The organism is Pseudoalteromonas mucoides (assembly GCF_049257175.1).
GTDB lineage: Bacteria > Pseudomonadota > Gammaproteobacteria > Enterobacterales > Alteromonadaceae > Pseudoalteromonas.
On sequence record NZ_JBMMUC010000013.1, the window covers coordinates 30,102 to 56,509 of the forward strand.

At 40.3% G+C, this 26,408-nt stretch carries 22 protein-coding genes; 5 read left to right on the forward strand and 17 right to left on the reverse strand.

Going from position 1 to position 26,408, the window contains the following annotated elements; all coding sequences use genetic code 11:
• Nucleotides 1-6 precede the first annotated feature (6 nt).
• The 4 genes from AAEU30_RS14620 to prlC form a co-directional block, all read right to left on the reverse strand.
• The gene (locus AAEU30_RS14620) at nt 7-1,932 is read right to left on the reverse strand and encodes a methyl-accepting chemotaxis protein (protein WP_421961114.1); all 1,926 of its coding nucleotides are present in this window, start codon (nt 1,930-1,932) and stop codon (nt 7-9) included.
• Nucleotides 1,933-2,051: 119 nt separating this feature from the next.
• On the reverse strand, nt 2,052-2,807 hold the full coding sequence (locus AAEU30_RS14625) for a class I SAM-dependent methyltransferase (protein ID WP_421961115.1): 756 nt from the start codon (nt 2,805-2,807) through the stop codon (nt 2,052-2,054).
• Nucleotides 2,808-2,864: 57 nt separating this feature from the next.
• The gene (locus AAEU30_RS14630) at nt 2,865-4,046 is read right to left on the reverse strand and encodes a response regulator (protein ID WP_421961116.1); all 1,182 of its coding nucleotides are present in this window, start codon (nt 4,044-4,046) and stop codon (nt 2,865-2,867) included.
• 131 nt (nt 4,047-4,177) lie between these two features.
• Nucleotides 4,178-6,229: an oligopeptidase A gene (gene prlC / locus AAEU30_RS14635; protein WP_421961117.1), complete on the reverse strand. Its 2,052-nt coding sequence runs from the start codon at nt 6,227-6,229 to the stop codon at nt 4,178-4,180.
• 131 nt (nt 6,230-6,360) lie between these two features.
• Between prlC and gorA the strand changes: the two genes are divergently transcribed.
• Nucleotides 6,361-7,722 carry a glutathione-disulfide reductase gene (gorA, locus tag AAEU30_RS14640; protein WP_421961118.1) on the forward strand — a complete coding sequence of 454 codons (1,362 nt, stop codon included), beginning with the start codon at nt 6,361-6,363 and terminating at the stop codon, nt 7,720-7,722.
• Between the two features lie 281 nt (nt 7,723-8,003).
• Nucleotides 8,004-8,807 carry an inositol-1-monophosphatase gene (suhB, locus tag AAEU30_RS14645; RefSeq protein WP_290209436.1) on the forward strand — a complete coding sequence of 268 codons (804 nt, stop codon included), beginning with the start codon at nt 8,004-8,006 and terminating at the stop codon, nt 8,805-8,807.
• Between the two features lie 457 nt (nt 8,808-9,264).
• On the opposite strand, the gene trpS is transcribed toward suhB, so the two are convergent.
• Genes trpS through rpe form a run of 3 tightly spaced genes read right to left on the reverse strand, consistent with a single transcriptional unit; the run spans nt 9,265 to nt 11,668 of the window.
• Nucleotides 9,265-10,269, reverse strand: a complete 1,005-nt coding sequence (trpS, locus tag AAEU30_RS14650; protein ID WP_421961119.1) for a tryptophan--tRNA ligase — start codon at nt 10,267-10,269, stop codon at nt 9,265-9,267.
• Between the two features lie 50 nt (nt 10,270-10,319).
• Nucleotides 10,320-10,985: a phosphoglycolate phosphatase gene (locus tag AAEU30_RS14655; protein ID WP_421961120.1), complete on the reverse strand. Its 666-nt coding sequence runs from the start codon at nt 10,983-10,985 to the stop codon at nt 10,320-10,322.
• A complete protein-coding gene (gene rpe, locus AAEU30_RS14660) occupies nt 10,985-11,668 on the reverse strand; it encodes a ribulose-phosphate 3-epimerase (RefSeq protein ID WP_421961121.1) in 684 nt (227 codons plus the stop codon). Before rpe ends, AAEU30_RS14655 begins: the two co-directional genes overlap by 1 nt.
• Nucleotides 11,669-11,974: 306 nt before the next feature.
• Here rpe and AAEU30_RS14665 point away from each other — a divergent pair, with 306 nt between their 5' ends.
• Both AAEU30_RS14665 and AAEU30_RS14670 read left to right on the forward strand, forming a co-directional pair.
• Nucleotides 11,975-12,265 carry a hypothetical protein gene (locus AAEU30_RS14665; protein WP_421961122.1) on the forward strand — a complete coding sequence of 97 codons (291 nt, stop codon included), beginning with the start codon at nt 11,975-11,977 and terminating at the stop codon, nt 12,263-12,265.
• Nucleotides 12,266-12,269: 4 nt separating this feature from the next.
• Nucleotides 12,270-12,455, forward strand: coding sequence for a DUF2970 domain-containing protein (locus tag AAEU30_RS14670; protein WP_421961123.1), 186 nt, complete (start codon nt 12,270-12,272; stop codon nt 12,453-12,455).
• Here the strand turns inward: AAEU30_RS14670 and AAEU30_RS14675 are convergent.
• The 9 genes from AAEU30_RS14675 to AAEU30_RS14715 all read right to left on the reverse strand — a co-directional run bounded on the left by AAEU30_RS14675 (nt 12,418) and on the right by AAEU30_RS14715 (nt 21,307).
• A complete protein-coding gene (locus tag AAEU30_RS14675; RefSeq protein WP_421961124.1) occupies nt 12,418-13,269 on the reverse strand; it encodes a Dam family site-specific DNA-(adenine-N6)-methyltransferase in 852 nt (283 codons plus the stop codon). The genes AAEU30_RS14670 and AAEU30_RS14675 overlap by 38 nt on opposite strands.
• A 54-nt stretch (nt 13,270-13,323) precedes the next feature.
• A complete protein-coding gene (locus AAEU30_RS14680) occupies nt 13,324-14,643 on the reverse strand; it encodes an AAA family ATPase (protein WP_421961125.1) in 1,320 nt (439 codons plus the stop codon).
• Nucleotides 14,643-15,713 (reverse strand): 3-dehydroquinate synthase, encoded by a 1,071-nt coding sequence (gene aroB, locus AAEU30_RS14685; protein ID WP_421961126.1) that lies wholly within the window; start codon nt 15,711-15,713, stop codon nt 14,643-14,645. Before aroB ends, AAEU30_RS14680 begins: the two co-directional genes overlap by 1 nt.
• Nucleotides 15,714-15,738: 25 nt before the next feature.
• Nucleotides 15,739-16,257, reverse strand: coding sequence for a shikimate kinase AroK (gene aroK, locus AAEU30_RS14690; RefSeq protein ID WP_087533154.1), 519 nt, complete (start codon nt 16,255-16,257; stop codon nt 15,739-15,741).
• 183 nt (nt 16,258-16,440) lie between these two features.
• Nucleotides 16,441-18,537 carry a type IV pilus secretin PilQ gene (locus AAEU30_RS14695; RefSeq protein WP_421961127.1) on the reverse strand — a complete coding sequence of 699 codons (2,097 nt, stop codon included), beginning with the start codon at nt 18,535-18,537 and terminating at the stop codon, nt 16,441-16,443.
• On the reverse strand, nt 18,524-19,060 hold the full coding sequence (locus AAEU30_RS14700; protein WP_421961128.1) for a pilus assembly protein PilP: 537 nt from the start codon (nt 19,058-19,060) through the stop codon (nt 18,524-18,526). Before AAEU30_RS14700 ends, AAEU30_RS14695 begins: the two co-directional genes overlap by 14 nt.
• Nucleotides 19,057-19,677 carry a type IV pilus inner membrane component PilO gene (locus AAEU30_RS14705; RefSeq protein WP_087532642.1) on the reverse strand — a complete coding sequence of 207 codons (621 nt, stop codon included), beginning with the start codon at nt 19,675-19,677 and terminating at the stop codon, nt 19,057-19,059. Before AAEU30_RS14705 ends, AAEU30_RS14700 begins: the two co-directional genes overlap by 4 nt.
• Nucleotides 19,674-20,240, reverse strand: a complete 567-nt coding sequence (locus AAEU30_RS14710) for a PilN domain-containing protein (RefSeq protein ID WP_290209428.1) — start codon at nt 20,238-20,240, stop codon at nt 19,674-19,676. The genes AAEU30_RS14705 and AAEU30_RS14710 overlap by 4 nt, the downstream gene beginning before the upstream one ends.
• Nucleotides 20,228-21,307: a pilus assembly protein PilM gene (locus AAEU30_RS14715; protein ID WP_087532644.1), complete on the reverse strand. Its 1,080-nt coding sequence runs from the start codon at nt 21,305-21,307 to the stop codon at nt 20,228-20,230. The genes AAEU30_RS14710 and AAEU30_RS14715 overlap by 13 nt, the downstream gene beginning before the upstream one ends.
• 132 nt (nt 21,308-21,439) lie before the next feature.
• On the opposite strand from AAEU30_RS14715, the gene AAEU30_RS14720 reads away from it, so the two are divergent.
• The gene (locus AAEU30_RS14720; protein WP_421961129.1) at nt 21,440-23,965 is read left to right on the forward strand and encodes a penicillin-binding protein 1A; all 2,526 of its coding nucleotides are present in this window, start codon (nt 21,440-21,442) and stop codon (nt 23,963-23,965) included.
• Between the two features lie 95 nt (nt 23,966-24,060).
• Here the strand turns inward: AAEU30_RS14720 and metL are convergent, their stop codons facing one another.
• A complete protein-coding gene (metL, locus tag AAEU30_RS14725; protein WP_421961130.1) occupies nt 24,061-26,406 on the reverse strand; it encodes a bifunctional aspartate kinase/homoserine dehydrogenase II in 2,346 nt (781 codons plus the stop codon).
• Between the last annotated feature and the right edge of the window lie 2 nt (nt 26,407-26,408).

Genomic DNA, 26,408 nt, shown 5'->3' on the forward strand with positions numbered 1-26,408 from the left:
CAAACTTTATAACCCTAAACTACCACGAATGGTTTGCATCTGCTGTTGTAAGCGTTGATGAATATCTTCTACCAAATGGCTTGATTCACTGACTTGCCCTTTCATATTTTGCATCGACTCACTAAAATTCTCCAATAATGCATTTTGCTGTTTAGCCAACTCCATTGCATCAAACGCCACTTTATTTGCATCTTGAGCATTACTGGCAACTCCTTCAGAGTTACGTTTAAGATCGTGTGCATTATCCGTTTGTAACTGAGCATCATCAGCAAGTGCTGAAATTTGTGTCGAAACCATAGTCGAGTTTTCGCTTAACAAATTAAGCTGATCGTTTATATCACTCAACGAGCCCTGTGTTTGGCGAGCAAGCTTACGTACTTCGTCTGCCACTACCGCAAAACCTCGGCCATGTTCACCGGCACGAGCTGATTCAATCGCCGCATTTAATGCTAATAAGTTGGTTTGCTCAGCAATGGTGCGAATTACCTCAATAACCTGCCCTACATCTTGTACGCCACTAAGCAGCTCTTGTAAGCTTTTAAGGCCACCATCAACACGCTGTTGAGTATGTGAGCTGGCACTGAGCATGTTTCCTGCAAAGCCTAAACTCTGCTCCATAGCCGCATATGTTTGCTTTGCATTATCCGCTACTTGGCTATTAATATTATTTACCTGATCGCCTATATGCTGAATATCACTCAATAAAGCTTGGTTTTGCTCAACTTGCTGGTGACTATCATTGGTTTGCTGACTAATAGTATGTAAATGCTCACTCATCTCCTGCATAAAGTCATTTATTACCTTAAGCATTTGCGCGCGTTCATCTGCCTCGCCACGTTGTCGTTCAATTAACAGGTTAAAATAAGCGGCAATTTCCCCCACTTCTGTTTTAGGGTTATTACTTTCAATATTTTTAAGTTCATTACTTTCAATTAAAAAAGCAAAGCCATCACGCAGCTGCCTTAAAGGAGTGAGCACCTGATTTCGTTGAACTATATACACGCCAATAGCCAAAATAACCAACATACTAATCGCTATCGCAAACACAACCAGTACTTGCTCTTTTAACGTTGCTTGCTCAGCGCTTAGTTGCTGCTCTGCATTAATCACAGTATCCGACAACAAGGTAATTTGTTTGCGTAAATCTTCTATCCCTATTTGGCGTTGTTGGGCTTGCTCAATAGTGCTTGCTAAGTCTCTCGGGTAACGATTAGGCCAACTACTTATTTCAGCTTTAATTTCATCAGCTAAATCTTCTGCTTGCGCACCAAAAAAGAGGGCATCTTCATCGACTTCGCTCATAACGCCGAGATTATCTAAAGCATCAATCTGTTTCGCTAAACGATTTAGGTTAGCCACACTTTGCATTAAACTGTCTTGAGTGTCTTGATCAAAGCCAATAATGAGTTGATAAGTAAATAATGACAGCGAAGTGACTTCACTATAGTAGTCACTTGCTAAAGTGTAATATTGTTGCTCAAATCTGCCCTGCTGCTGCGCTTTATTGGCGTAATTAATCAAAGAAGAGGCTGAGCCTGCCATTTGTCGTAATGCATTATCAAGCAATGCAGTTTCATTACCTGAGAGCTTTCCTAACGCTCGGTATTTACCATTGATATCGGTGTCTAACTGGGTAAGTAAAGCATCAAGTTGTTGCTTTAAATTGCTGGGTAAGACATTAAGATCCGTTCGCTTTACTTCACTAATAAGTTCAGATGCTTGACCTAAGTACAGGCTATCTCCCTTTGCTAAGTAATCTTCTAACAGACCTTCAAGATTGACCAAAATTTTATTTTTTAATTGGTTATAGGATTGGTCTTGTTGCTCAAGTTTGACTAAGGTTTGACTGGCCCAAAACAGGGTAGCACCTAAGAGTAGGCTAGCTAAGGCAAGTAAAACTGCCAATAGCCTAGTAAATGATGACACGCGCATAAAAAATTTCCTTGATTAACTGCGCGCGTAGAATATTAACTATTTATGACGGTTTAATGAAAACCAACACAAAGTTACTACATTTTGGTCATATAGCATTTATTTTAATGACTAAAAGATTAGATCATGGCCGCTTTAACATACACATCAAAACGGTTTTTCTTTGTTTTAATCTGCATGCTAGGCGTTTTATCATTTAAAAAAGGAGCATAATCAGGGCGCTTAACCACAACTCGTTTGCTGGCAAGTGGGTAGGCAAACTCAAGTAAATCATCAGCGTCGGTATCAGCGCCGACTAACTCTTGGAATACGCGCATTTCTTTTTTAACTAACGCTGACTTTTCACGATGGGGAAACATAGGATCAAGATAAACAACATCAGGCATACTTTCGCATTGAGCAAGCAATGTATGGCTTGAACCAAACACTAGACTCATGTTTGCTCTCATCCAAGCGCCAATTTCAAGATCATTATAAGCACGCTGTAAGCCATCATATAAAAGGGCAGCTACAACTGGGTGACGCTCATGTAAAATAACTTTACAGCCAAGAGAAGCTAATACAAAACCATCTCGACCAAGTCCAGCAGTGGCATCTAACACCACCGGCGTTGCGCCTTTGTTTAAACCAACTGCCTTTGCTATTGACTGGCCTTTACCGCCACCAAATTTGCGTCTATGTGCCGCAGCTCCAGTAACAAAATCAACACTAATAGCCCCCAGTTTTGGCTCATCAGTTTTACGTAAACTAAGCCCTTGGTCATCATAATGCAAAGAAAAACCGTGTTGTTGTGCAGCCCACTGCTCTAAGCCAAATCGCTGCTCAACTTCAGCAAGATAAGAACGCATTTCTTTAAAAGGACACTGTATAACCAAAACTAACTCCGACCAAAAATAGCCTGCAGAGTATATCAAGTGCTGCCCGCTATAGCACTAAAATAGCTCAATATCAGTTTGTGATGTTACCTCTTGGGTGTGCTCTGGGTTTGCAATTTTACTTAAACTGACCACCAGTTCATTTCGTGATTCAATAATATGATTAAGCTGATATTTTATAAATGCTAACTCTTCATTAAGTGATGAAAACTCAGATTGTGTTTGTTCTAACTGCTCTAAATGAAAAACCAACTCCTGATTATATTTAAGCTCAGGTTTTTGCTCGATGGTTTTACGAATTTCAGCTAATTGAACCGCCAGTTTGGTCACGGCTAATTCTCTAGCATCACTGTTGTCGTACATTTTTGTTGAGAGTTCAGCAAACGCATTACCGACACTATGTGCTTGAGATAGGGCCCTTTCGTTAACTTCCATATCTTGAACTTTAGCATTCGTGACTTCTAAAATATGGGGAAATAAATCTTTATAGCGACCATATAATGCAGCATCATCTAGCGGCATATTTTTTATTAAAATCGACACTTTAGGGTAGTTAATTATAGTGCGACTACTAAAGTCGACAAAGCGATTGGCATTACGGTGCTTTTCTAATAGCTCTTGTTCTAGAGGGCACACTGCGCCTTCGTCACTACAAAATATCCCAACCTCCTGATGCCAATAAGCAATAACGACATCTAAATTAAAAGGCCTGAAAAATTCAAAAAAGTACGTTGATAGAGACTTCACATCATGAGCGTGATAACTCTGCCCAACATAACGCATTATTCGCCCCATATCCCCCGAATCAGTCATGGCTAATTCAGCGGTAATTTGTGCACGCTCTACGTCACTTTTAAGCTTAATTGAGTGCTGTCGATACTGATATAAAACACGGATCCGTGCCATTAATTCTTCGCCATTAAATGGCTTAACGATATAATCAGCGGCCCCTGAGTTATAACCTTTCACTCGCTCAGGTAGTTCACTTTTAGCAGATAAAAACATTACCGGTGTTTCTTTTGTTTGCTCAAGTGATTTGAGCTCTGTGCATACTTCGTAACCGGACTTTCCCGGCATTTCAACATCAAGTAAAATAATATCAGGGTTATATTTTATCGCTTGCCTGAGCCCTTCTTCACCATTTTTAGCATGTATGAGTTTACAAAACCCTGCTAGTGACTCTTCTATAATATGGTGCACATATTTATCATCGTCAATTGCCAGTACTAGCTTAGTCATGCCTATTCCCTTTTTGTCTATTACTTCAAAAAGCATAGTACGGAGCACTGATTTTGCGAAGAATTATTAGCTTAATAATAAAAAAGCGCCAAAAGGCGCTTTTTACTCAAATTAAATACTAGCTTTTAAACTTATGCGGCAATACCGCTATGGCGCAGTAATGCGTCAACACTTGGCTCGCGACCACGGAAGTTTTTAAACAATGCCATTGGCTCCTCACTGCCACCTTTTTCTAGAATGTGCTGCATAAAGGCTTGACCCGTTTCAGGGTTAAAAATCCCTTCTTCTTCAAAGCGTGAGTATGCATCTGCAGACAACACTTCAGCCCATTTATATGAGTAGTAGCCAGCACTATAACCGCCAGCAAAAATATGACTAAAGCCATGTTGGAAACGGTTAAATTCTGGCGGTTTCACAACTGATGTATGGCTACGCACTTCATCTAAACGTGCTTGAATTTGGCATTCTTCACCCGCTTGATAATCATTGTGAATTCTAAAGTCGAACAATGAGAACTCAATTTGGCGTAACATCTGCATACCTGAGTTATAATTTTTAGCCGCTAACAGCTTATCAAGTAACTCTTTAGGTAATGGCTCTCCTGACTCGTAATGGCCCGAAATAAAGTTAAGGGCTTCTTCTTCATAGCACCAGTTTTCTAAAAATTGACTAGGTAGTTCTACTGCATCCCATGCAACGCCATTAATACCTGCAACTGGCGCGGCTTCAACTTGGGTCAACATATGGTGAATACCGTGGCCAAACTCATGGAATAAAGTGGTTACTTCGTTGTGAGTAAACAGTGCAGGTTTATCACCCACCGCTTTATTAAAGTTACACACTAAGTAGGCAACGGGTGTTTGCAGCTGACCACTTGCACGGACTTTTCGGCCCATGCAATCATCCATCCATGCCCCACCACGTTTGTGATCACGTGCGTATAAATCTAAATAAAAGCGCCCACGTAAGGTATTGCTGTTATCGTAAATCTCAAAAAAGCGTACATCTTTATGGTAACTGTCAAAATCGTTAACTTCTTTTACGCTAATACCAAATAAACGGTTTACTGTTTCAAATAAGCCACTGAGCACTTTATTGGCTGGAAAGTAAGGACGCAGAACTTCATCTGAAATAGCGTACTTTTCTTGCTTTAACTTTTCGCCATAATAGCCATAATCCCACGCAGCTAGCTCATCAATACCATGCTTTTCTTTAGCATAAGCTTGCAGCTCTGCTAACTCTTGCTCAGCTTGAGGTTTAGATTTAGCAGCTAAATCTTCTAAAAATGAGAACACTTGTTCAGGTGTTTCAGCCATTTTAGTAGCCAGAGACTTTTCTGCATAACTCGCGAACCCTAACAGTTGAGCAAGCTCATGACGCAGCGCAAGTTCTTCACTCATAATTGCTGAGTTATCAAACTCACCGGCATTAGGACCTTGATCTGATGCACGTGTAACAAATGCTGTATAGGTTTCTTCACGCAGCTGGCGGTTATCAGCGTAAGTCATTACTGGTAAGTACGACGGAAAATCTAAGGTAAATAACCAGCCTTCTAGCTCTTTGCTTTTTGCTGTTTCAGCAGCCAATGCAAGCGCTGATTCTGGCAAACCTGCAAGTTCACTTTCATCAGTAATATGTTTTTGCCATGCAAGCGTGGCATCCATCACATTGTTACCAAATTTAGCAGCAAGCTCGGACAAACGAGCACTTATCTCGCCGTAACGTTTTTGTTGTTCAGGTGCTAATGCTATACCTGAAAGCTCAAAATCACGTAATGCATTGGTAATTGATTTTTGCTGTGCGGTACTCAAGGTTTTAAATTCATCGCTGTTATACAGTGCATTATAAGCGTCGTATAGCCCTTGATGCTGACCAACAAACGTTGAGTACTCTGAAATAAGCGGTAAACATTGTTCATATTCTTTACGTAGTTCATCTGAATTGACTACAGAGTTCATATGCGAAACAGGAGAAAACATGCGTGAAAGTTTATCGTCAACTTCTTCAAGCGGTAACACTAAGTCTTGCCAAGTAAATGACTTTTTAGCCAAAACCTCATCAATTTTTGCTCGGCATTCATCAATACCTGCTTTAAGTGCTGGCACAACATGCTCGGGCTTAATTTTTGAAAATGGTGGCAAGCCCTCAAGGCCTACTAGTGGGTTATTTTGTAAATCGCTCATGTTCGCTCTCAAATCGTTTCGAAGATGATTTTTAAATTGGGGCGCAGAGCTTGAAATACAAGGGGCTTTTCACGGGTCAACCTTGTGTTATCATCAAACTATTACGTTTTATATAAACTTGAGGACTAAAAATGGCTCAGCATTTTGATTACATTGCAATTGGTGGCGGTAGTGGCGGTATCGGCTCAGCTAACCGGGCAGCAATGCGCGGTGCTAAGGTAGCACTGATTGAAGCACAACACATGGGTGGCACCTGTGTAAACGTAGGTTGCGTACCAAAAAAAGTAATGTGGCACGGCGCACAAATTGCCGAAGCAATAAATGCTTATGCACCAGATTATGGCTTCGATGTAGAACTAAAAAGCTTCAGCTGGGCTAAATTAGTCGAAAGTCGCGAAGCTTATATTGGTCGTATCCACCAAGGTTATGACAAATACTTAGCCAGTAATGGCGTGACTGTGATCAATGGGTTTGCAAAGTTCGTCGATAATAAAACCGTTGAAGTAAATGGCGAATTATATACGGCTGATCATATTTTAGTTGCTGTAGGTGGTCGCCCAACTATCCCAAACATCCCAGGCGCTGAGCTCGGGATTGATTCAAATGGTTTCTTTGAGTTAAGTGAACAACCAAAACGTGTGGCCGTGATTGGCGCGGGCTATATTGCCGTTGAAATTGCAGGTGTATTACACAGCCTTGGCACTGAAACCCATTTATTCGTGCGTAAAAACAAACCACTGCGTTCATTTGATCCATATATTATCGATACATTAGTAGATATTATGGCCAAAGAAGGGCCCACGCTACACACTGAGTGCTCACCTAAAGAAGTGGTTAAACAAAGCGATGGCAGCTTAACTATTCACTTTGAAAACGGTTACAGCCAAAACGTTGATCAAGTAATTTGGGCAATAGGCCGTACACCAACAACAGATAAAATTAACCTTGCAGCTGCCGGCGTTGAAGTTAATGAAAGCGGCTATGTAAAAGTTGATGAATATCAAAATACCACAGCTGAAAACGTCTACGCTGTGGGTGATATTATCGAAAATGGCATAGAGCTGACACCGGTTGCCGTTAAAGCGGGCCGCACTTTATCAGAGCGCTTGTTTAATAAAGACCTGCCAGATGATTTAAAAATGGATTACAGCTTAGTGCCAACAGTGGTATTTAGCCATCCACCAATTGGTACGATAGGTTTAACAGAGCAAGAAGCTATTTCGCAATACGGTGAAGAAAACGTAAAAGTGTATAAATCTAGCTTTGCAGCTATGTACACCGCTGTTACTCAACACCGCCAAGCCTGTAATATGATGCTGGTTTGCGCAGGCGATGATGAAAAAGTTGTAGGTCTACATGGTATCGGTTTTACTGTAGATGAAATGATCCAAGGCTTCGCTGTTGCCATGAAAATGGGTGCCACGAAAGCTGATTTTGATTCAGTGGTAGCTATTCACCCTACTGGCTCGGAAGAGTTTGTTACCATGAGATAAAAGGCTCAAGGCTCAAGGCTCAAGGCTCAAGGCTCAAGGCTCAAAAAAATAAAGCCTTGCTGTTAACACGGCAAGGTTTTTTATTAGCATGATTACAAAGTGTTATGAGTTACTAAACTCAATCAAAATAATAAAAAATAAATTTAAACCTCTTTCCAAACAAGGGCGTATAAAAAACAACCAAAACTATTTCGGGTTTATTGTTTACTTTGTGGTGAAAGTCGTTAAAATACGCCGGCTTAAAATATATAAACGTTCTTTTACAACCCAAAGGTAAAACCATGCATCCAATGTTAAACATTGCGGTTCGCGCTGCGCGTAACGCAGGCAAACTTTTACTTCGCGCGAGTGAAGATTTATCAAAAGTTGAAGTGCAACAAAAAGGCACTAACGATTTAGTAACGAATATTGATAAAGAAGCTGAAGCCGTAATTCGTGACACTATTTTACAGTCTTACCCTACTCACTCTATCGTGGGTGAAGAATTAGGTGAGCACAAAGGCAAGGATGCAGATTACCAATGGATTGTAGATCCTATTGATGGCACAACAAACTTCATCAAAGGTCTCCCTCATTTCGCGATTTCTATCGCATTAAAAGTTAAAGGTCGTTTAGACCAATCTGTTATTTATGATCCTATCCGTGGTGAGCTTTTCACAGCTTCACGTGGTCAAGGCGCGCAACTAAACAGCAAACGTCTTCGTGTTAGCAAAACAACTGTTCTTGCAGGTACTGTACTTGCTACTGGCTTTCCATATAAGAACAAGCACCACATGGATGCATACACTGAAGCATTCAAAGCATTGTTTGTGCATACTGCTGATATTCGTCGCGCAGGTTGCACAGCGTTAGATATGGCTTATGTTGCAGCTGGTCGTGTTGATGGCTTCTTTGAGATTGGCTTAAAACCTTGGCATAGTGCTGCTGGTGAGTTAATGGTAAAAGAAGCGGGCGGTATGATTGTAGATTTCGCTGGCGGTAATAACTACAACCAAAGCGGTAACCTTATTTGTGGTGCACCAAAGCTAACACAAGCAATTGTACGTGAGATGCGCCCTGTATTAACTGAGTCACTGCTTCGTTAATCATTACTGCGGGATAATTACTTCTTATTCCCAGCAGCTGCTTTCAATGCTCATCGCGTTGAAAGCAGCCAGTTATAACTACCGTAAAAACTTACCTTCCTCAGTTAAACCCATCAGCGATATAGTCTTATATTTCAATCTACTTATTGCCATGTGACCTGCATGATTTGTGTGCTTTTGTACTGGCACTTGCTAAATAATAGTTGTACACAACGCTCAAAAAAAAGAACAAAAAATTGAAAACGGACTAAATACAAAACGTAAACTTGGAAAAATCAATGCAAAGTCTGCAAAAACAGATTGATCAAAACTTAGCTAATAAACTCAATAAAGCATAATGGCAAAGCTAAATAGCTACGTGAGTCATTTCAACACGCAGCTAAAACACATATTACAGATACAAAAATACCGCTGTGGGAATAATCCAAGCAGCGGTATTTTTTTGTCTAAATAACTATTATGGGCGCGGGATAAACCCTAGCGCGTCGTAAACTGACTTTAACGTTTTCTCAGCACGTATACTGGCTTTTTCGGCGCCAGTTTTCATGATGTTGTTAAGTAAAGTTTGGTCTTCACGAATTTCTTTAAAGCGCGCTTGAATTGGCTCAATCATACTGACTACCGCATCTGCAGTGTCTTTTTTCAAATGACCATACATTTTGTCTTCATACTCTGGCACAAGCTCTTCGATAGAGCGCTTAGTAGCAACAGACATAAGCGTTAATAAATTCGACACACCTGGTTTTTCAGTACGATCAAAATAAATACGCGCTTGCTCATCTGAATCTGTCACAGCTTTTTTCAGCTTTTTCTCAATCTTTTTCGGCTCATCTAGCATCATGATAAATCCATTTGGATTTTCATCAGACTTAGACATTTTCTTCAGCGGATCTTGCAAGCTCATTACCCGCGCACCAAACTCTGGAATATAGGGTTCTGGAATTGTGAATACGTCGCCGTAAAGATTATTAAAACGTGTGGCAATATCGCGAGTTAACTCTAAATGTTGTTTTTGATCATCACCAACTGGTACTTGATCTGCCTGATACAATAAAATATCAGCAGCTTGCAGCACAGGGTATGCAAACAAACCCACATTTACATTATTTGCATGCTTAGATGACTTGTCTTTAAACTGTGTCATACGGTTAAGCTCGCCCATTTGTGCATAACAATTAAGTACCCAGCCTAACTGAGCATGCTCTGGCACTTGTGATTGCACAAATAAAGCCGCTTTATTAGGATCTATACCACATGCAACATATAGTGCGATGCCATCGAGCACTCGCGATCGTAACAACTCAGGGTCTTGTCGTACGGTAATAGCATGCAAATTAGCTAACATAAAGTGACTATCATACTCTTCCTGTAGCTTAACCCACTGGTTAATAGCACCAACATAGTTGCCTATTGTCATACCACCGGTTGGCTGCATGCCACTTAATACTACTGGTTTACTCATGATGTTCCTTTATATTACTAAAATAAAAAATACTAAAGTTAAAAACGTACTTACCTTTGGGTAAGAACAGGTATTATATCTAAGAATGTATCACAGAGGTACTGTGGATTGTAATCACTCAACTTTTCACCTTGGTTATAACCATAATTCACAGCAATTACATCTATGTTTGCAGCATGTGCAGCTAAGATGTCACTTTTTGAGTCACCAATCATTATTGCTTGGTTTGCAGGCACATCTAATTGTTTACAAGCAAACAAAAGCGGTTCAGCCGATGGCTTTTTAGCCATATCATCCCCACACACGATCACGTCAAAATGCTCTGTTAAGGCTAGTTTATCAAGTAGCTTTTCAGTAAAGCGGCGCGCTTTATTAGTAATGAGTGCTTTGGGAGTGTTACGAAGAGCAGCAAGACCTGTTTCAACATGCTGGTAAAGCACACTGTACTCACCCACTTGTTGCTCGTAATGACCATAAAAAAGGTTGATAGCTCGCTTGGCAAGCTGTTCATCTAGTTGCTCACTAATTTGCATGTCGCCACTTAAACCACGCTTAACTAGGGTTTCAATACCATTGCCAATCCAGGTTTCAACTAAACGCTGACTCACTATAGGAAAAGCCAACTCAGTTAAAGTCAAATTCATTGCAATATATAAATCATATACACTGTCGACTAAGGTGCCATCTAAATCAAAAAAAGCGGCCTCGTACTTCATTAATTTACACCTTCTAATTGTTTACGCATTTGCTCTATGACTTTTTTATAATCTGGTTGATTGAAAATAGCGGAGCCTGCAACAAACATATCAGCACCCGCCTGTGCTGCGGCTGCAATATTCTCAACTTTAATACCACCATCAACTTCTAAACGAATTGCACGGCCTGAAGCATCGATAATTTTACGCGCTTGACGTAGCTTTTCTAACGTATGAGGAATAAAGCTCTGACCACCAAAACCAGGGTTTACTGACATCAATAAAATCACGTCAAGTTTATCAATAACATGCTCTAAATAACTTAAACTTGTGGCAGGGTTAAACACAAGTCCTGCTTGGCAGCCACTGTCTTTAATTAACTGTAAAGTACGGTCGATGTGTTCACTGGCCTCGGGGTGAAAAGTAATAATAGACGCCCCTGCATCTGCAAATTGTGGAATTAAACTATCAACCGGTTTTACCATTAAATGCACGTCTATTGGCGCTGTTACACCATAATCACGTAATGCTTTGCATACCATAGGACCAATAGTTAAGTTAGGCACATAGTGATTATCCATCACATCAAAATGAACTACATCAGCGCCAGCTGCTAGCACTGCGTCTACATCTTCACCCAGTCGTGCAAAATCAGCAGACAAAATAGATGGAGCTATAAGGTATTTTTGCATCGTTTCTAACATTAGTAATCCTTAATGTGTATCAAAATGCGCATAAGTGGCGCTTAATGTAACAAATAACCACAAGGTGGCAAAATAAATATCCCAATATAAACATAGCGAGTTAGTAAGCAGTGATTTGACCTTAACGAATATATTAAGCTACCTCACTAAATATAAAGGATATTTACTGAGCGATTTATAAAATATCACTTTCAACTTAACCTTATAATAGTATTGGTTTTTGTAATCATTAAGGGTAAATTAAGTTTGTTATTTGAACACTTATTAGGTATTATTAAGTCAGTTACACTACTATGGACTAAGTAAATGCGTGCTTTTAAAATCGGGATCTTAACTGCGACGGCTCTAACTATCGGTACACTAAGTTATTTTTCTAAAAGCGATACCACGTTAATCGCTGCTAGCAACTACGAGTGTAGCGGTGAGCACTTATTAAATAACTCAGCCCAATGTATGAATGCAGAGCATGAATCCGGTTGGATGTCTTGGATCACAGGTGATAGCCGTAGTGCACAATTTCATTACTTAGATTTGCTGGAACTATTAACCAGTTCTGACGAACCAAAAAAGGCACGTTCTTTAGGGCCTCGGTTTTAATTAAGTGAAACACCTATTCAGTGCCTTGCAAAGCGTTATTGCCGCTTTTTTTGGCGTCCAGTCTGAAAATAAACGTCAATCTGACTTTCAGCAGCACTCCCCACGTTCTATTATTCTTATAGCTGTTGGGCTTTTTATTTTATTTATTAGTGCTATTTACGCCGTTGTGGCTTGGGTGCTAAATACATAGCCATCAGTTCATTAACCTTATTGCGCGAGCCACCTTTTGGGCTAATCGTGCGCTTTACCTGAATCTCATCTAGTTTTGCTTGGCTGTATATTTTTCGCGTCCAGACTGTATCGTGGTTAGATATAAGTACCGGTGTGCTATTTTCAAATGCAGCTTGCTCAGCTAAATTTGCTAAATTAGCCTGATCATCTAAGTTAAACCCACCTTTCGCGTAAGAGGTAAACGATGCTGTTTTGCTCAGTGGCACATAAGGAGGATCACAGTAAATCACTGCATTATCAGGTACTAATTTAAAAACATCATCATAGCCTAAACACGTAAATGTTGCTTGTTGAGCTTTTTGTGCAAAAAAGTGCATTTCTTTTTCAGGGAAATAAGGGCGCTTATACTTACCAAAAGGCACATTGAAAATACCCTTCAGATTATAACGGCATAGGCCATTATAGCCATGACGATTCATGTATAAGAATAAAATCGCACGTTCATAAATATCGTTACTCTGATTGAACTGCACACGATAATCATAATAAGCATCTGGATGATTGTTTAAATCCACAAACAGCTTTTTTGCATCACTAATAAACTCATCTGGAGAGTTTTTTAATTCATTATAAAGGTTTATGAGATCTGCATTGATATCGTTTAAAATATAATGTTTAAAATGGGTGTTTAAAAATACCGATCCAGCGCCTACAAACGGTTCAACTAAGGTATCTGCATGCTTGCTCGCTACATTCAAGCGCGCACTGATATCTTCAACTAAGCTGTATTTTCCGCCGGCCCATTTAAGGAAGGCTCTGGTCTTTGTTTGCATCGGCTCTTTACTTCAAACTGGTGTGGCCGCGATTCTACACTAATCAGCTTAGTTTTACTGATCTAGTAACGCGATTTCTTGTTTAATTTTACTGATTTTTTTATAAAAAGGCTGATTTCTACGTACAGCCTCAGGCAAAGTAGCAGTTACTTTACGTGCCACATTAATGTTTTCATAACTACCGTAAGTTACTATCCACCAACTCTTATTATTACGGCGTGTTTGGTAAATCTTAGCAGCCTCACCTAGCTCCTGTGCGACAATAAACTGCTCTGCAATGGCTTGCTTAGTAACCGCGAGTAATTGGATCACAAAATTATCATCAACTTGCTCGTTAAACCATGCATTATCAGCAGGTAAGTTCGTAAGTTTAGGTTCTGTAACCTCAACTGGCGTAACGGCTTTTGGCTCTGCTTCGGGCTGTTGTAATACCGCTTGCTTAGCGCCAACAGCAAGGCTATCTAAAATAGCTGCTACATTGTTATGTGTTTCATCTTGTTCGGTTGTTACAATTGTAGAAGATTTACTCTCGTCAGTACTGAGAGCTGGTTTTATTATGCTGGGTAGTTCATCTGCACTTTGTTTTAGTTGCTCTACGCTTATTGCGGTTGCTACAGGTTCCACAGGCTGCTGTTGGTAAACCTCTTGCCACCATTGAGTCATATCTGATTTATATAACAAACCTATAATCAATAGCATGATAATAATCATCAGTGTAATTAAATGCAGTCGCCAAGATACTTTATCTGCCACTTTAACTTCAGCACTATGCTCTATTGGTTGCCACGCTAACAATAAGCTTGGATTACCGTGAGATTCCTTTAAAAACGTTTGAAAAACAGGATCTTCATCAACAGGGAGGTTGTTAAAAAACCAATGCATAAGCTGCTTACTTTCAGCCATAGATAAAGGTTCAAGATGAATTTCAACTGCGTTACTAAACTGTCCAACAGCCTGTGAAGCAACTAAAATGTACAATGTGGTTGGACTATTTTTAGCAAGCAAAGCTAGATCAGCTGCCATTTCATCAGATAAATGGCGCGCACCATCTAGCACCCATAAACATGGGCCACAGTTTTGCTTTTTAACTAATTGAAAGAAGTTTTCAGACAGTGATAAATTTTGATCAATTAATGGCGTACTAAAACTTTGATCTAGTAATTCACTCATTAGTTGACTGTCAGTCATTCGAGCAGTTACTTGGACAAATGCTTTATTAAAATCGCTGTATTTATCTGTGATAAAGGTTTCAAGAAGGTAGCTCTTACCAAGACCAGATGGCCCTAATAAAGCAATTAGATTCTGCCCGTATTCAAATTGCAGCGCGATGCGATCAACCAAAGCCGCTCGGCTTGGTAAGATTTGCGATTGCATTAGCGCCCTATTAAATCACGAACCTGTTGATCAGATACATCGTCAACGAGCGCGCACTGGCCAAACTCGGTTGGTAAGATAAATCGAATAGTGCCTTTTTTATTCTTTTTGTCTTTACGCATATGATGTAAAAATTGTTCACTGGTCATATCGCTAGGGATTTCACATGGTAAGTTATACGCAGTAATCAAAGAGGTAACTCTTGATACCTCTGCCGCAGTTAAATCACCACGAGTATGCGCCAGTTGAGCAGCTAATACCATGCCAGTCGCAACAGCTTCACCATGTAACCATACTCCATAACCCATTTGAGCTTCAATTGCGTGAGCAAAGGTGTGGCCTAAATTGAGTAATGCGCGTAATCCAGCTTCTTTTTCATCTTGTGCGACAATCAATGCTTTAATTTCACAACAGCGAAAAATAACATGCTGCAGTGTTTCTTCATCCAGCGCTTGTAACTTAGCAACATTATCTTCTAAGAAACTGTATAACTCGGTATCGTAGATCAGACCGTACTTAATGACTTCAGCCATACCCGCGGCAAATTCTCGCTCAGGCAATGTATGCAATGATTGAGTATCAATAAACACGGCTTGTGGCTGATAAAACGCCCCAATCATGTTTTTACCTAACGGATGGTTTACTGCGGTTTTACCACCCACTGAGGAGTCAACCTGAGATAACAAAGTAGTTGGTACCTGAATAAAAGGCACACCACGCTGATAACAAGCAGCGACAAAGCCTGTAAGATCGCCAATTACACCACCGCCTAATGCTATTAGGCAAGTATCTCGGCCACAGTTATTCTCCAACAGAAACGCTGATATTTTTTCAAACCACTCAAGTGATTTAAATTGTTCGCCGTCAGGAATAATAAAATGAAGAGGATTTAAATCAGCTAATAACGCCATTGCATCATTTAAATACAAAGGTGCAATGGTGTCATTAGTGATGAAGATAGGGCGACAGTCACCTAAGTGCTGACGCAACCTGTCTGTGTTGTGAAGTGCAGATTCACCAATATAAATAGGATAACTTCGCTCGTCTAAATTAACAGTTAATTCAAGCATCGCCAGTATCCTTTATTATTGGTTTTTAAAAATCTAATTTCTCAATGATTTGATTAGCAACAACTTTAGCGCTTTGCTCATCAGTGCGTACAGTAAAGTCAGCAACTTCTTTATATAACGGTTCGCGCTCTTGTGCTAAACGCTCTAACACGTCACGAGGTGCTTCTTCTGTTTGCAGTAATGGGCGACGCTTGTCGCGCTGCGTACGTGCAACTTGCTTTTCGATTGGTGTCTCTAGGTATACAACAATACCACGAGCCGAAAGCTTGTTTCGTACTTCTTTACTCATCACTGAACCACCACCTGTTGCAAGTACAATACCTTGCATTTCAGTTAGATCGCCAATGACGCCTTCTTCACGAAGTCGAAAGCCTTCTTCACCCTCAAGATCAAACACCCATGCTATATCAGCACCAGTACGGCGTTCGATTTCTTGATCAGAATCGACAAATTCAAGATGTAATTGATCGGCAATGTGACGACCAATTGTGCTTTTGCCAGCCCCCATAGGACCAACTAGAAATATATTACGTTTTTCAGCCATATCTTTTAGTACAAACGAACTCTAAAATTTGAAATAAAACCCCGCCTAACGACCTGGCCCCAAAATTAAGGAGGGGATTATCTCAGTAATTGAGGCGGTATTTCAAGTCAAATAGAACAAAAAGCCAATTAACGAGCAATTAAAGTCAAAATTGCCCGTTGCGTTAAGGAAAATAGACCAGATTTAGTCTATTTGAATCTTCGGAGTAACGAAAATCAATAATTCCTTCTTCTCATTAAACTCACTCGTACTTCTAAACAGCACACCTAAGTAAGGAATATCACCTAATAGTGGAACCTTTTTCGTCGAGTTTATGATTTGTTGCTGGAATATACCACCAAGTACCACTGTTTGACCATTCTCAACCAACACTTGTGTCTGAATTTTTTGCGTATCTATCGAAACAGCAGAGCCGGTTGGTGTCTGTACCGTATCACCACGCGTATCTTGAGTGATAATTAAATCCAAGATTACTTTATTGTCCGGCGTGATATGCGGCGTTACTTCAAGGCTTAGCACCGCTTTTTTAAATGTAACGGTCGTCGCACCACTTGAAGCAGACTCCACATAAGGAATTTCAGTACCTTGCTCTATACGGGCCTTTTTCTGATTTGCGGTAGTAATACGTGGACTTGCGATAATTTCACCACGGTTTTCTTCTTCTAATGCACTGAGCTCTAAATCAAGTAACGTACCATTTGCTAGTTTAGCTACTTGCATACCGATACTACCTGCAGCACTTGAAACAGGTAAGTTAACATTTAAGCGATCAGCAATACTAGGGATATCATTATAACTGCCAGCATCAAATATTCCTTGCGCACCTTCTAATGAACCTGATAGCCCACCATTGTCTGAAGCATCACTAAAGCCCCAGCGTACACCTAAATCTTCTTGGACATTATCACGTACAGTAACCATACGAGACTCAATGACAACCTGCTTAACGGCAATATCAAGGGTTTCAACCATACGACGCACGCTTTCAATACTTTTAACAGTATCTTTAATCAGTAAGGTATTGGTACGCTTATCAACCGACACGCTGCCGCGAGGGGTAATGATACTGTTGGTGTCTGTTTTTAGTAAATCAGCAAACTCTTCCGCTTTTGCGTAGTTTAAACGAATGTATTCACTATATAGTGGCTCTAAATCTTCGACTTGTTGTTTAGCTTTTAAATCTTTAGCTTCTCGGGCTGCTAACTCTTCTGATGGAGCCACCATTAAGATTGACCCATCCATGCGCTTATCAAGACCTTTAACACGTAATACGACATCAAGGGCTTGGTCCCATGGCACACCATCAAGGCGTAAAGTGATATTACCGGTAACAGAGTCACTGGTTACAAGGTTAAAATCATTATAGCCGGCAATAATTTGTAGCACGGCACGTACAGAAATATCTTGGAAATTTAAGGTCATTGGGCGACCTTGATATTCTTTGCCGCCATCTAAAAATGAACGCTGTGAGGCATCTTTTTCTACGGTTAGGGTAAATACATTTTCAATTTGTTGGAATGTATATTTAAAGGCAGCATTAGGCTCAATTACAATACGGCTTTTACTGTCTTCTTTAAATGTCTCAATCTTACTCACAACAGTGCCAAAATCGAGCACGTCTAACTCATACAGTAAGTCGTCTAAAATATCTGTATGATGAAACTCAGCAATAATTTTTCCACCACTTTCATGAACATCAATCGCCGCTTGGGTATCCTGTAAAAATACTAAAACGCGTGCTTCACCTTTTTCACCACGACGAAAATCGATAGATTGAATTGAGTTTATATAATTACTGGTCTCGTTTGCAGTTGCTGACTCTGAGCTTGAGTTAGTCAGCATGTTGTCTGATACATGTAACGATACTAAATTATTATTCACCGTTGTTTGGTAAATTTTTAGCCTATCCATATGTACAGTTACAATTAAGTTACCATCGCTTACTTTACTTGTTACTTTCTCAATTCCCGCTTGGTCAATCGCAACGTCACTCAACGCCTTATCTACATTGCTGTCCGTGAACCGCATTTCAATACGGGCTGGATTATTAAACACTTGTACTGTCGGTTGCTGCGCTAACTCTTCATCAAAAACCAGTTGTAGTTCGGTTTCTCCTGCAATTAACGGATTGTACCGAACATCATAAAGTAATGGCTCAGCAAGCGCCGCCTGCGTGATAAAAAGGGCAATAACGCCAAGCACTGATTGCTGAATGCGGTTACTCCAAGATACTCCCTTATGCATTTTAATTTTACCTTTTTTATTTTTAACTCGCGCCATCAGTTGTCGCCTCTAACATTTCAAGCTTAGTCAGGCGCTCTTTCCAACAACCAGACCCATCGGGTATTAATTCTAGTAACTCTATAAAATCACTTTGAACGTCTTTCACTTCACCATGATATAAACCTAAGTAATCCCCTATTGCGACTCGATGCAAAGATTCATCAGCGGCTTTAATTAAAGCCCATGTTCTGCCATCTGAACCAAGAGTCCCCTTCATTGCTAGGTTATCTAAAGGGTATTTCTCTAATGGTTCTCGAGCTCGATCAGGATCAGGGTGTAAACAGTTCTTCACTTGCACCATATTATTTTGAATAATTTCAGGCTGTGGCGCAACAAACGGGCTGCGTAATTGACGTGCGCTGTATTCAAAATGTTCAAACTTAGTTAACTTAGGTATTTCTTCAACTTTAGGAGTTGTGCTGGCCTTAACCTGATCAATAAATTCTTGCTGCTGTGCAATATCATCATTACACGCAGTTAAAGCAAAAGCTGAAAGAAGTATTGTAGCTATTTTTCTCATTTTCTAGCCACTCCCTTCTTAACTGCACCTTCATAGCGATAGGTTTTTGCGACCACGCTAAATGTAAGTTTACCGGTATTTGTGCTGGTTATTGAAAAATCGTGCAAACTTACAATGCGAGGTAGTTGCGCTACTTTGCCAACAAAATCACCAAATTCATGGTAACTACCTATCACTTCTATTTTTATAGGTAACTCAGTATAAAATTCTTTTTCTATTTCAGGTAGCCAACCAATCTTTAAGAAGGTTAATCCGCTTGTGGTACCAACATAGGTTAAATCATCTAGTAAACCAGGTGTTTCATTAGACGTTGGCAAGCGCTTTAGTAGCTGTGAGAACTTATCTTCCATCTCCACCATTTGTTGGCGGTAAATCTCTAAATTACTCGCTACCGCGTATTTTGCGCGATAAGTATTGCGTAGCTCAACTTCCTTCGCTACCGCATTATGGTAACTATCAATTTCGTCTGAAACCAGCAAGCTATAACTAAAAAATAGCACCAAAGCTGCTACAAAAGCACAACAAATAACTTTAACAACAACTGGCCAATCACCAATATTTTCTAGCTCAATTTCATTCCAATCAATCTCGGTTAAGGCTTTGATATCAAGGTTCATTGCTTAACCTCACCAATTTTATCAAAGGGCTTAACATAAAACTCCATATTAAAATCACTAAGTAAGCGAGATGACTTTTCACCCGCTACGATCCCTTGCATAGTAGGTTTTTCTAACAGATAAGAGTTTTGTACTTGCCTTAACATGCTTGACAGACGGTTATTTGATTCACTGCGTCCAATTACATGAATGGCGCTTCCCCGACGCTCTAACTTAGTTAAATAAACCCCACCAGGTACAATTTTAGCTACTTCATCCATAATTTGCGTACCTAAATTTCGACTACTCTGTAAATCCTCAATAAGACGCATACGCTGTTGTAAGTTTTCTTTCTTTTTATCTAACTCACGAATTTCACGAATACGCGTATCTAGATGACCTATTTCGGTTGTTAAAAAGTTATTTTTAACATTCTGTCCATCACGCAGATTCCCGTAATATGTACTTAACATATACATACTTAAAAAGCTCAATAGCACAACTAAAAACAAAATAGTGGCAAACTTATTCTGAGATTGTTTACGCTGCTGTTCACGCCATGGCAGTAGATTTATATGTGGCATGATGAAAAGCTCCTTAATGCCAACCCTGTAGCAATGGCAAACTGCGTTCGGTGACGCTGCATTACATTACGATCAACTCTAGGTGATATATCCATATTTTCAAATGGTTCGGCAACAATTGTATGAATACCAAGCTCTTCTATTAACAAGCGATCTAAACCATTAATCATGGCTGTTCCGCCGGTCAAAATAATATAATCAATTTGCTCTTTACCACTGGTAGTCAAAAACATCTGTACAGCACGGCGAACTTGTTGTAACAGTGAAGTTTGAAAAGGCGCTAATACTTCAAAGGTATAGTTAGGCGGTAAATCAGCGGTTGTTTTACCTATTTCAGCTTCATCAAAGCTTTTATTATAATAAGCAACAATGCTATTAGTGTATTGATCGCCACCAAACACTTGGTCACGAGTGTAAATAGTTTCACCTGCAAGTACCACACTGACTAAGGTCAGCACAGCCCCTATATCAATCATTGCCACACATTTATTAAATGCATCGCTGGGCAGTTGTTGATAATACACGTCCATGGCTCGGCTAAGCGCATAACTTTCAACATCGACGACTTTTGCGGTTAAGCCTGCGGTTTCTAATGCGCCAACACGGGCTTCAACACTTTCGGTTCGTGCAGCCGAAAGTAACACGTTCATTTTGGTAGGATCGGCTTCATTGGTTGCTAGTTTCTCAAAATCGAGACTAACTTCATCTAGCGGGTATGGAATTAAGCTATCGGCTTCAATTTCGATTTGCGACTCAAGTTCGGCATCACTTAACGTAACGTCCATAAAGATAACTTTGGTGATCACTGTTTGCCCGGAAACAGCAACCGCCGCAAATTTTGCCGATTTAGGTAATTTACGCTTCAATTTAGTGATAATATTACCAATCGCTTCAATGTCCTGAATATTTCGTTCGGACATTGTTCCTTTTGGCATAGGTTCAATTGCTAAGGCCTCTAGGCGGTAGCCGGTTTCCGTTTCATTCAGTAACACAGCTTTAATAGCGTGCGAACCGATATCTATCCCTATCATCATTGATGAAGACTTATTCATTAGTTGGCTTAACATGTTTGCGATTCGGCCTTTGTTTTAAGAATAAACAAGTTATAATTTTTATCTGAAAAAATACTATTCATTTTTTAATCAATATATACTATCAGTCTACGATTCTAATTGGGAGTCCATTTAGGGAAAATATAAGTGATTTTATTCAAACGAACTTTACAATTTTTTATCATTTGCACGTTTTTGGGCTTAATTACATTAGCAAGCCTTTATTATTACGTTAAATCCGATATCCCAAGTGTGCAAGTTTTAAAAGACGTGCAATTACAAACTCCCATGCAAGTATTCTCTCGAGACGGCTTGTTGATCAACCAATTTGGAGAGAAACGCCGTATACCTGCAAGTATCGATGAGATCCCACAGCCACTCATTGATGCAATATTAGCCACTGAAGATACACGATTTTATGAACATATCGGCATCGATCCTATAGGTATAGTTCGTTCAGCGATAGTATTAATATCAACTGGTGAGAAAAAGCAAGGCGCAAGTACAATCACCATGCAGCTCGCTCGTAACTTTTTCTTAACACGAGAAAAAGCCTATATTCGTAAAGTAAAAGAAATCTTTATTGCCCTGCATATTGAAAACCTACTTAGTAAAGATGAAATACTTGCTCTTTACTTAAATAAAATCGAATTAGGCAACCGTGCATTCGGTATCGGCGCAGCTGCACAAGTTTATTATGGTAAAGAGCTTAATGAATTAAATTTAGCACAAATGGCAATGATTGCAGGTTTACCTAAAGCACCATCAGCATTAAACCCTATTCGTAATCCTGTGCGCGCTAAAGCTCGCCGTAATGTTGTGCTAAGTCGGATGCTTGACGTGGGCTTTATCACCCAGCAAGAGTTCAATGAAACGTCAAAACAGCCAATTACTGCACGCTTTCATGGAGCTGAAATTGATTTGTATGCCCCTTATATTTCGGAAATGGTACGTGCCGAAATGGTCGCTCGCTACGGTTTCGAACGTGCCTATAATAGCGGTTTTAAAGTATACACCAGTGTAGAATCAGACGTACAAGCCGCTGCACAAAAAGCGCTGGTAGATAACTTACATGCTTATGATATGCGCCATGGTTATCGCGGCGCAGAGGTTCATCTGTGGGATCATGAGACACAATCACCACTCAATCAACAAGCAATTTTAGACAAACTTGCTCCCATCAAAGAAATCGGCCCGCTGTTGGCCGCCGCAGTATTAGAGGTAGGCGAAAAAAGCGCTGACGTATTATTAAAAAATGGCGAGCAAGCAACGCTGAGTTGGGATAACTTAAAATGGGCACGTAAGTACATCACTCGTTACCGTCAAGGTTTTGCGCCTAAAACAGCCAATGAAATTCTCGCACCGGGCGCTCAAATTTGGCTGCGTAAAAATGACGACGGCAGCTATCTACTTAGTCAACTGCCAGAAGCCGCCAGTGCTTTAGTGTCTCTAGATCCTAACGATGGCCGTATAAAAGCTATAGTAGGTGGTTATAGCTTTGAACAAAGCCAATACAACCGTGCAGTTCAAGCGAAGCGCCAAGTAGGTTCAAACATCAAGCCCTTTATTTATTCTGCTGCATTGGAAAGAGGCTATACCTTAGCATCTATTTTAAACGATGCCCCTATAAATCAATGGGATAAAAGCTTAGGTGTAGCATGGCGTCCTAAAAACAGCCCTGCGGTTTATAATGGCCCAATTCGTATTCGCCGTGCATTAGCGCAATCTAAAAACGTTATTTCCGTGCGTTTATTAAGAGGGGTTGGACTCAATCGTACTGCTGATCATTTACTTAAATTTGGCTTTCAAAATAGTGATATCAATCGCAGCGAATCTCTTGCCTTAGGTAGTGCATCTATCACACCACTTGAACTTGCTCGAGGTATGAGTGCATTTGCTAATGGTGGTCATTTAATTACCCCTTACTTTATCAGTGAAATTCAAGATTCTGCTGGCAATGTGTTATTTAAGACGCAACCACAGCTCGCTTGTGATGCTGATGAAGTACCTACTGATGAATTAGCATCTATTAACAGCCCAGAACAGCCAAGTGCTAGCCCTTTTGATAACTCAACCCAGCAAGCTGAACCGGCAATACAGTGTGCTCCACGCATTATTTCGAAGCAAAATGCATTCTTAATTGCTGATGCTATGCACAGTGCTGTGTGGGGTGGCGGTAGCTGGGCCCATAAAACAGGCTGGAGTGGCACTGGATGGCGAGCACAAGCATTAGAGCGTCGTGATTTATCTGGTAAAACAGGGACCACCAACGACTCAGTAGATACTTGGTTTAGCGGCTTTAATCGTAATGTGATGACTTCAGTTTGGGTGGGCTTTGATAATCCGGGCAATCCTCTGGGTCGCTCTACCTATAATAGCAACCTGAGTAAATCTCAAATCACGGGCGCTGAATCAGGTGCTAAAACCGCTCAACCTGCGTGGGTTGATTTTATGCGTGAAGCGCTTAAAGACCAGCCAGAAGCCCCAATAGAGCCACCAGAAGGGCTAGTGTCAATTCGTATAGACTTAGCTACAGGACTACTCAGCCAAAAGAACGATTACACGAGTCGCTTTGAGTATTTTGAAAAAGGCACAGCCCCTACAAAATATGTAATGCAACACGTTGAAGATGTATTTGAAGAAGAGACTAAAACTGAAGAAGAGCTATTTTAATCATGGTGATTTAAAATCGCTAATATATAGAAACGCGATATAAAATCGCTGCTACAAAAAAGCGCCAACATTGGCGCTTTTTTGTTATATGTTTTTTACTTTAGATTTTGTATTAACCAATATAAATCCGAATGCACGCCTGCTGCAGTGACCTCTTTACCTGCACCTGGGCCTTGTATTACCAAAGCATTGTCACTATACCACTGGCTGTTTATCACAAAGATATTATCGCCCGGAGTTAAATTAGCTAACGCATCGCCTTGAGTGGCAAACGCCAGCCCAACTTGCGCTGTGACTTTATTATCAGTAAGTGACAAAGCGCCAGTATAGCGCAACACTTTACCCTGCTCGCTCGCCTGCTTGGCCTTGTCAGCAATAAAGCTGTCTAACTGTTGTTTGTTATCTAAAAATGACTGCCAATCGCCTTGTGCTAATTGCTCAGGCATCAGTGCTGTTAAGTCAATATCATCTAACTCTAAGGTTAAACCTAACTCACGCGCTAGAATAAGCAACTTGCGCTGCATATCACGGCCAGATAAGTCTTCACGCGGATCAGGCTCTGTAAAACCCATTTTCTGCGCTTGTAATACTAAATCTGAAAATGGCACACTACCATCATAGCTACTACACAACCAGGATAACGTACCAGAGAACACCCCTTCAATACGCGTGATTTTGTCGCCGCTATTTTGTAAATCAGCTAAAGCAAAGTTAATCGGTAACCCAGCGCCAACAGACGTGTTATAGCGCCATAATAAATTACGCTCAGCTAAATTGTGGCGTAATGCTTGATACCAATTATTATCAGCCGTACCTGCATATTTATTAGCACTGATCAAATGACAGTCTAAATTAACAAAGTCAGGATAAAGTAAACTAAATGATTCACTGGCGGTAATATCAATCACCACTTTATGTTCGTAATCAAGTTCACTTATATGCGTTAATAAATCCGCTTGCTGATAATCAGCAGCTTCGTTATCCCATTGTGTTTGCCATTGCTCCAGGCTAATACCGCTTGGGCTGAATAACATTTGCTGAGAACGTACTAAACCCACTAACTTCACACTAAAATGCTGCTCTAAGCGATTTAGCTGTTGTGAAAGCTGTGAAATAAACACTTCGCCAACATTACCTAAGCCTGCAATGATCACCGCAAGCTCTTGGCCTTTGTTGATTAACTTGTCGTGTAATAACGTTAATACATCACTATCAATTACTTGATCGGTTAATAGCAAAGCATAATCAGTATCTTGGTGGCTAAAACGTGGTGCTAAACTTTGTTCACTAAGCAGCGAGGAAGCCTGTAAAGATAAATGAGCTATATCATTACTTGGCGCAACAATCGCGCAGCCATGTAAGTTTGACTCAACAATGTTAGCACGCCCTTGTAACTGGCTCACAACTTGGTGAGTCGCACTACCTGGCACTAATAAGTAAGTATCGCCCTGCTTAACAAAATGGTGCAAGCTATGTTGAATAAGCTGACTCAGTTGCCCTACTTCACCTGCATTGAGTTGATCCACACGTAATAAATCAATGTTTTCTAGCGTGGTGATAAAACGCTTAGCTTTACTATAACCTTCTTTAACTATTTCAGTGGCACTAGCTTCAGTATCAAAACTGCTGCGTACAACCAGCTTTATATCAGTATTTTTTAACGGTGATAATGTTTTAGCATGTAAAACAGGATTACCTAATCGGGCTAATAAATTGGCTTGGCCACGACACACTTTTGAATACTTAAGCGCCTTATTTACCTTACGAGGGTCAGTACTAAATACACCTTGAGTATCGGTCCAAATAGACACTTGCTGGGCATGACAATAACTACCTAAGAGTGTGGCACTGTAATCACTGCCATTACGTCCAAGGGTAACTGTATCACCATGGCAGTCACTGGCAATAAAGCCGGTAACCACATTAACATGCTGCTTGCTTATCAAATCTATACAAGCTTGTTGATTCTTTTGATGCAATAACTGCCCATCGTTTAAGGTAAAAAGCTGACGCGCATCAATATCTTTTGCAGCTAAACCTAATTGCTGTAAATAGCTTGCAAGTAATCTCGCCGACCACACTTCACCATGAGCAAGTAAAGCTGACTCCGCTAAGGTTTGCTGCTTGGCTTGTTCGGCTAATTGTGCCAATTCTTGTTGCAATAAGCTAAGGGCCTGCTGCTTGGCTTGTGCCGTTAATAATTGCTCAATCAAGGTTCGCTGGTGATTATCTAACAATAATAAAATGTCGCTAACAGCTTGCAGGTCATCCTGCTGGTAACTTTGCCACAATTTAACCAAGGTATTGGTTGTTTTACCTGCGGCTGAAACCACAACACAATCACCCACTTCGCTATTCGCTAAAATGATATTCGCGACTGCTTGATAGCGCTCTGGTGAACTTAAGCTCGAACCACCAAATTTATGTACTATATTAACCATAT

Bases quoted from the DNA above. Each gene is read 5' to 3' on its own strand.
- AAEU30_RS14620 (WP_421961114.1), bottom strand. From the start codon at position 1,932: ATGCGCGTGTCATCATTTACTAGGCTATTGGCAGTTTTACTTGCCTTA.
- AAEU30_RS14630 (WP_421961116.1), bottom strand. From the start codon at position 4,046: ATGACTAAGCTAGTACTGGCAATTGACGATGATAAATATGTGCACCAT.
- prlC (WP_421961117.1), bottom strand. From the start codon at position 6,229: ATGAGCGATTTACAAAATAACCCACTAGTAGGCCTTGAGGGCTTGCCA.
- gorA (WP_421961118.1), top strand. From the start codon at position 6,361: ATGGCTCAGCATTTTGATTACATTGCAATTGGTGGCGGTAGTGGCGGT.
- suhB (WP_290209436.1), top strand. From the start codon at position 8,004: ATGCATCCAATGTTAAACATTGCGGTTCGCGCTGCGCGTAACGCAGGC.
- trpS (WP_421961119.1), bottom strand. From the start codon at position 10,269: ATGAGTAAACCAGTAGTATTAAGTGGCATGCAGCCAACCGGTGGTATG.
- AAEU30_RS14655 (WP_421961120.1), bottom strand. From the start codon at position 10,985: ATGAAGTACGAGGCCGCTTTTTTTGATTTAGATGGCACCTTAGTCGAC.
- rpe (WP_421961121.1), bottom strand. From the start codon at position 11,668: ATGTTAGAAACGATGCAAAAATACCTTATAGCTCCATCTATTTTGTCT.
- AAEU30_RS14665 (WP_421961122.1), top strand. From the start codon at position 11,975: ATGCGTGCTTTTAAAATCGGGATCTTAACTGCGACGGCTCTAACTATC.
- AAEU30_RS14675 (WP_421961124.1), bottom strand. From the start codon at position 13,269: ATGCAAACAAAGACCAGAGCCTTCCTTAAATGGGCCGGCGGAAAATAC.
- AAEU30_RS14680 (WP_421961125.1), bottom strand. From the start codon at position 14,643: ATGCAATCGCAAATCTTACCAAGCCGAGCGGCTTTGGTTGATCGCATC.
- aroB (WP_421961126.1), bottom strand. From the start codon at position 15,713: ATGCTTGAATTAACTGTTAATTTAGACGAGCGAAGTTATCCTATTTAT.
- aroK (WP_087533154.1), bottom strand. From the start codon at position 16,257: ATGGCTGAAAAACGTAATATATTTCTAGTTGGTCCTATGGGGGCTGGC.
- AAEU30_RS14695 (WP_421961127.1), bottom strand. From the start codon at position 18,537: ATGGCGCGAGTTAAAAATAAAAAAGGTAAAATTAAAATGCATAAGGGA.
- AAEU30_RS14700 (WP_421961128.1), bottom strand. From the start codon at position 19,060: ATGAGAAAAATAGCTACAATACTTCTTTCAGCTTTTGCTTTAACTGCG.
- AAEU30_RS14705 (WP_087532642.1), bottom strand. From the start codon at position 19,677: ATGAACCTTGATATCAAAGCCTTAACCGAGATTGATTGGAATGAAATT.
- AAEU30_RS14710 (WP_290209428.1), bottom strand. From the start codon at position 20,240: ATGCCACATATAAATCTACTGCCATGGCGTGAACAGCAGCGTAAACAA.
- AAEU30_RS14715 (WP_087532644.1), bottom strand. From the start codon at position 21,307: ATGTTAAGCCAACTAATGAATAAGTCTTCATCAATGATGATAGGGATA.
- metL (WP_421961130.1), bottom strand. From the start codon at position 26,406: ATGGTTAATATAGTACATAAATTTGGTGGTTCGAGCTTAAGTTCACCA.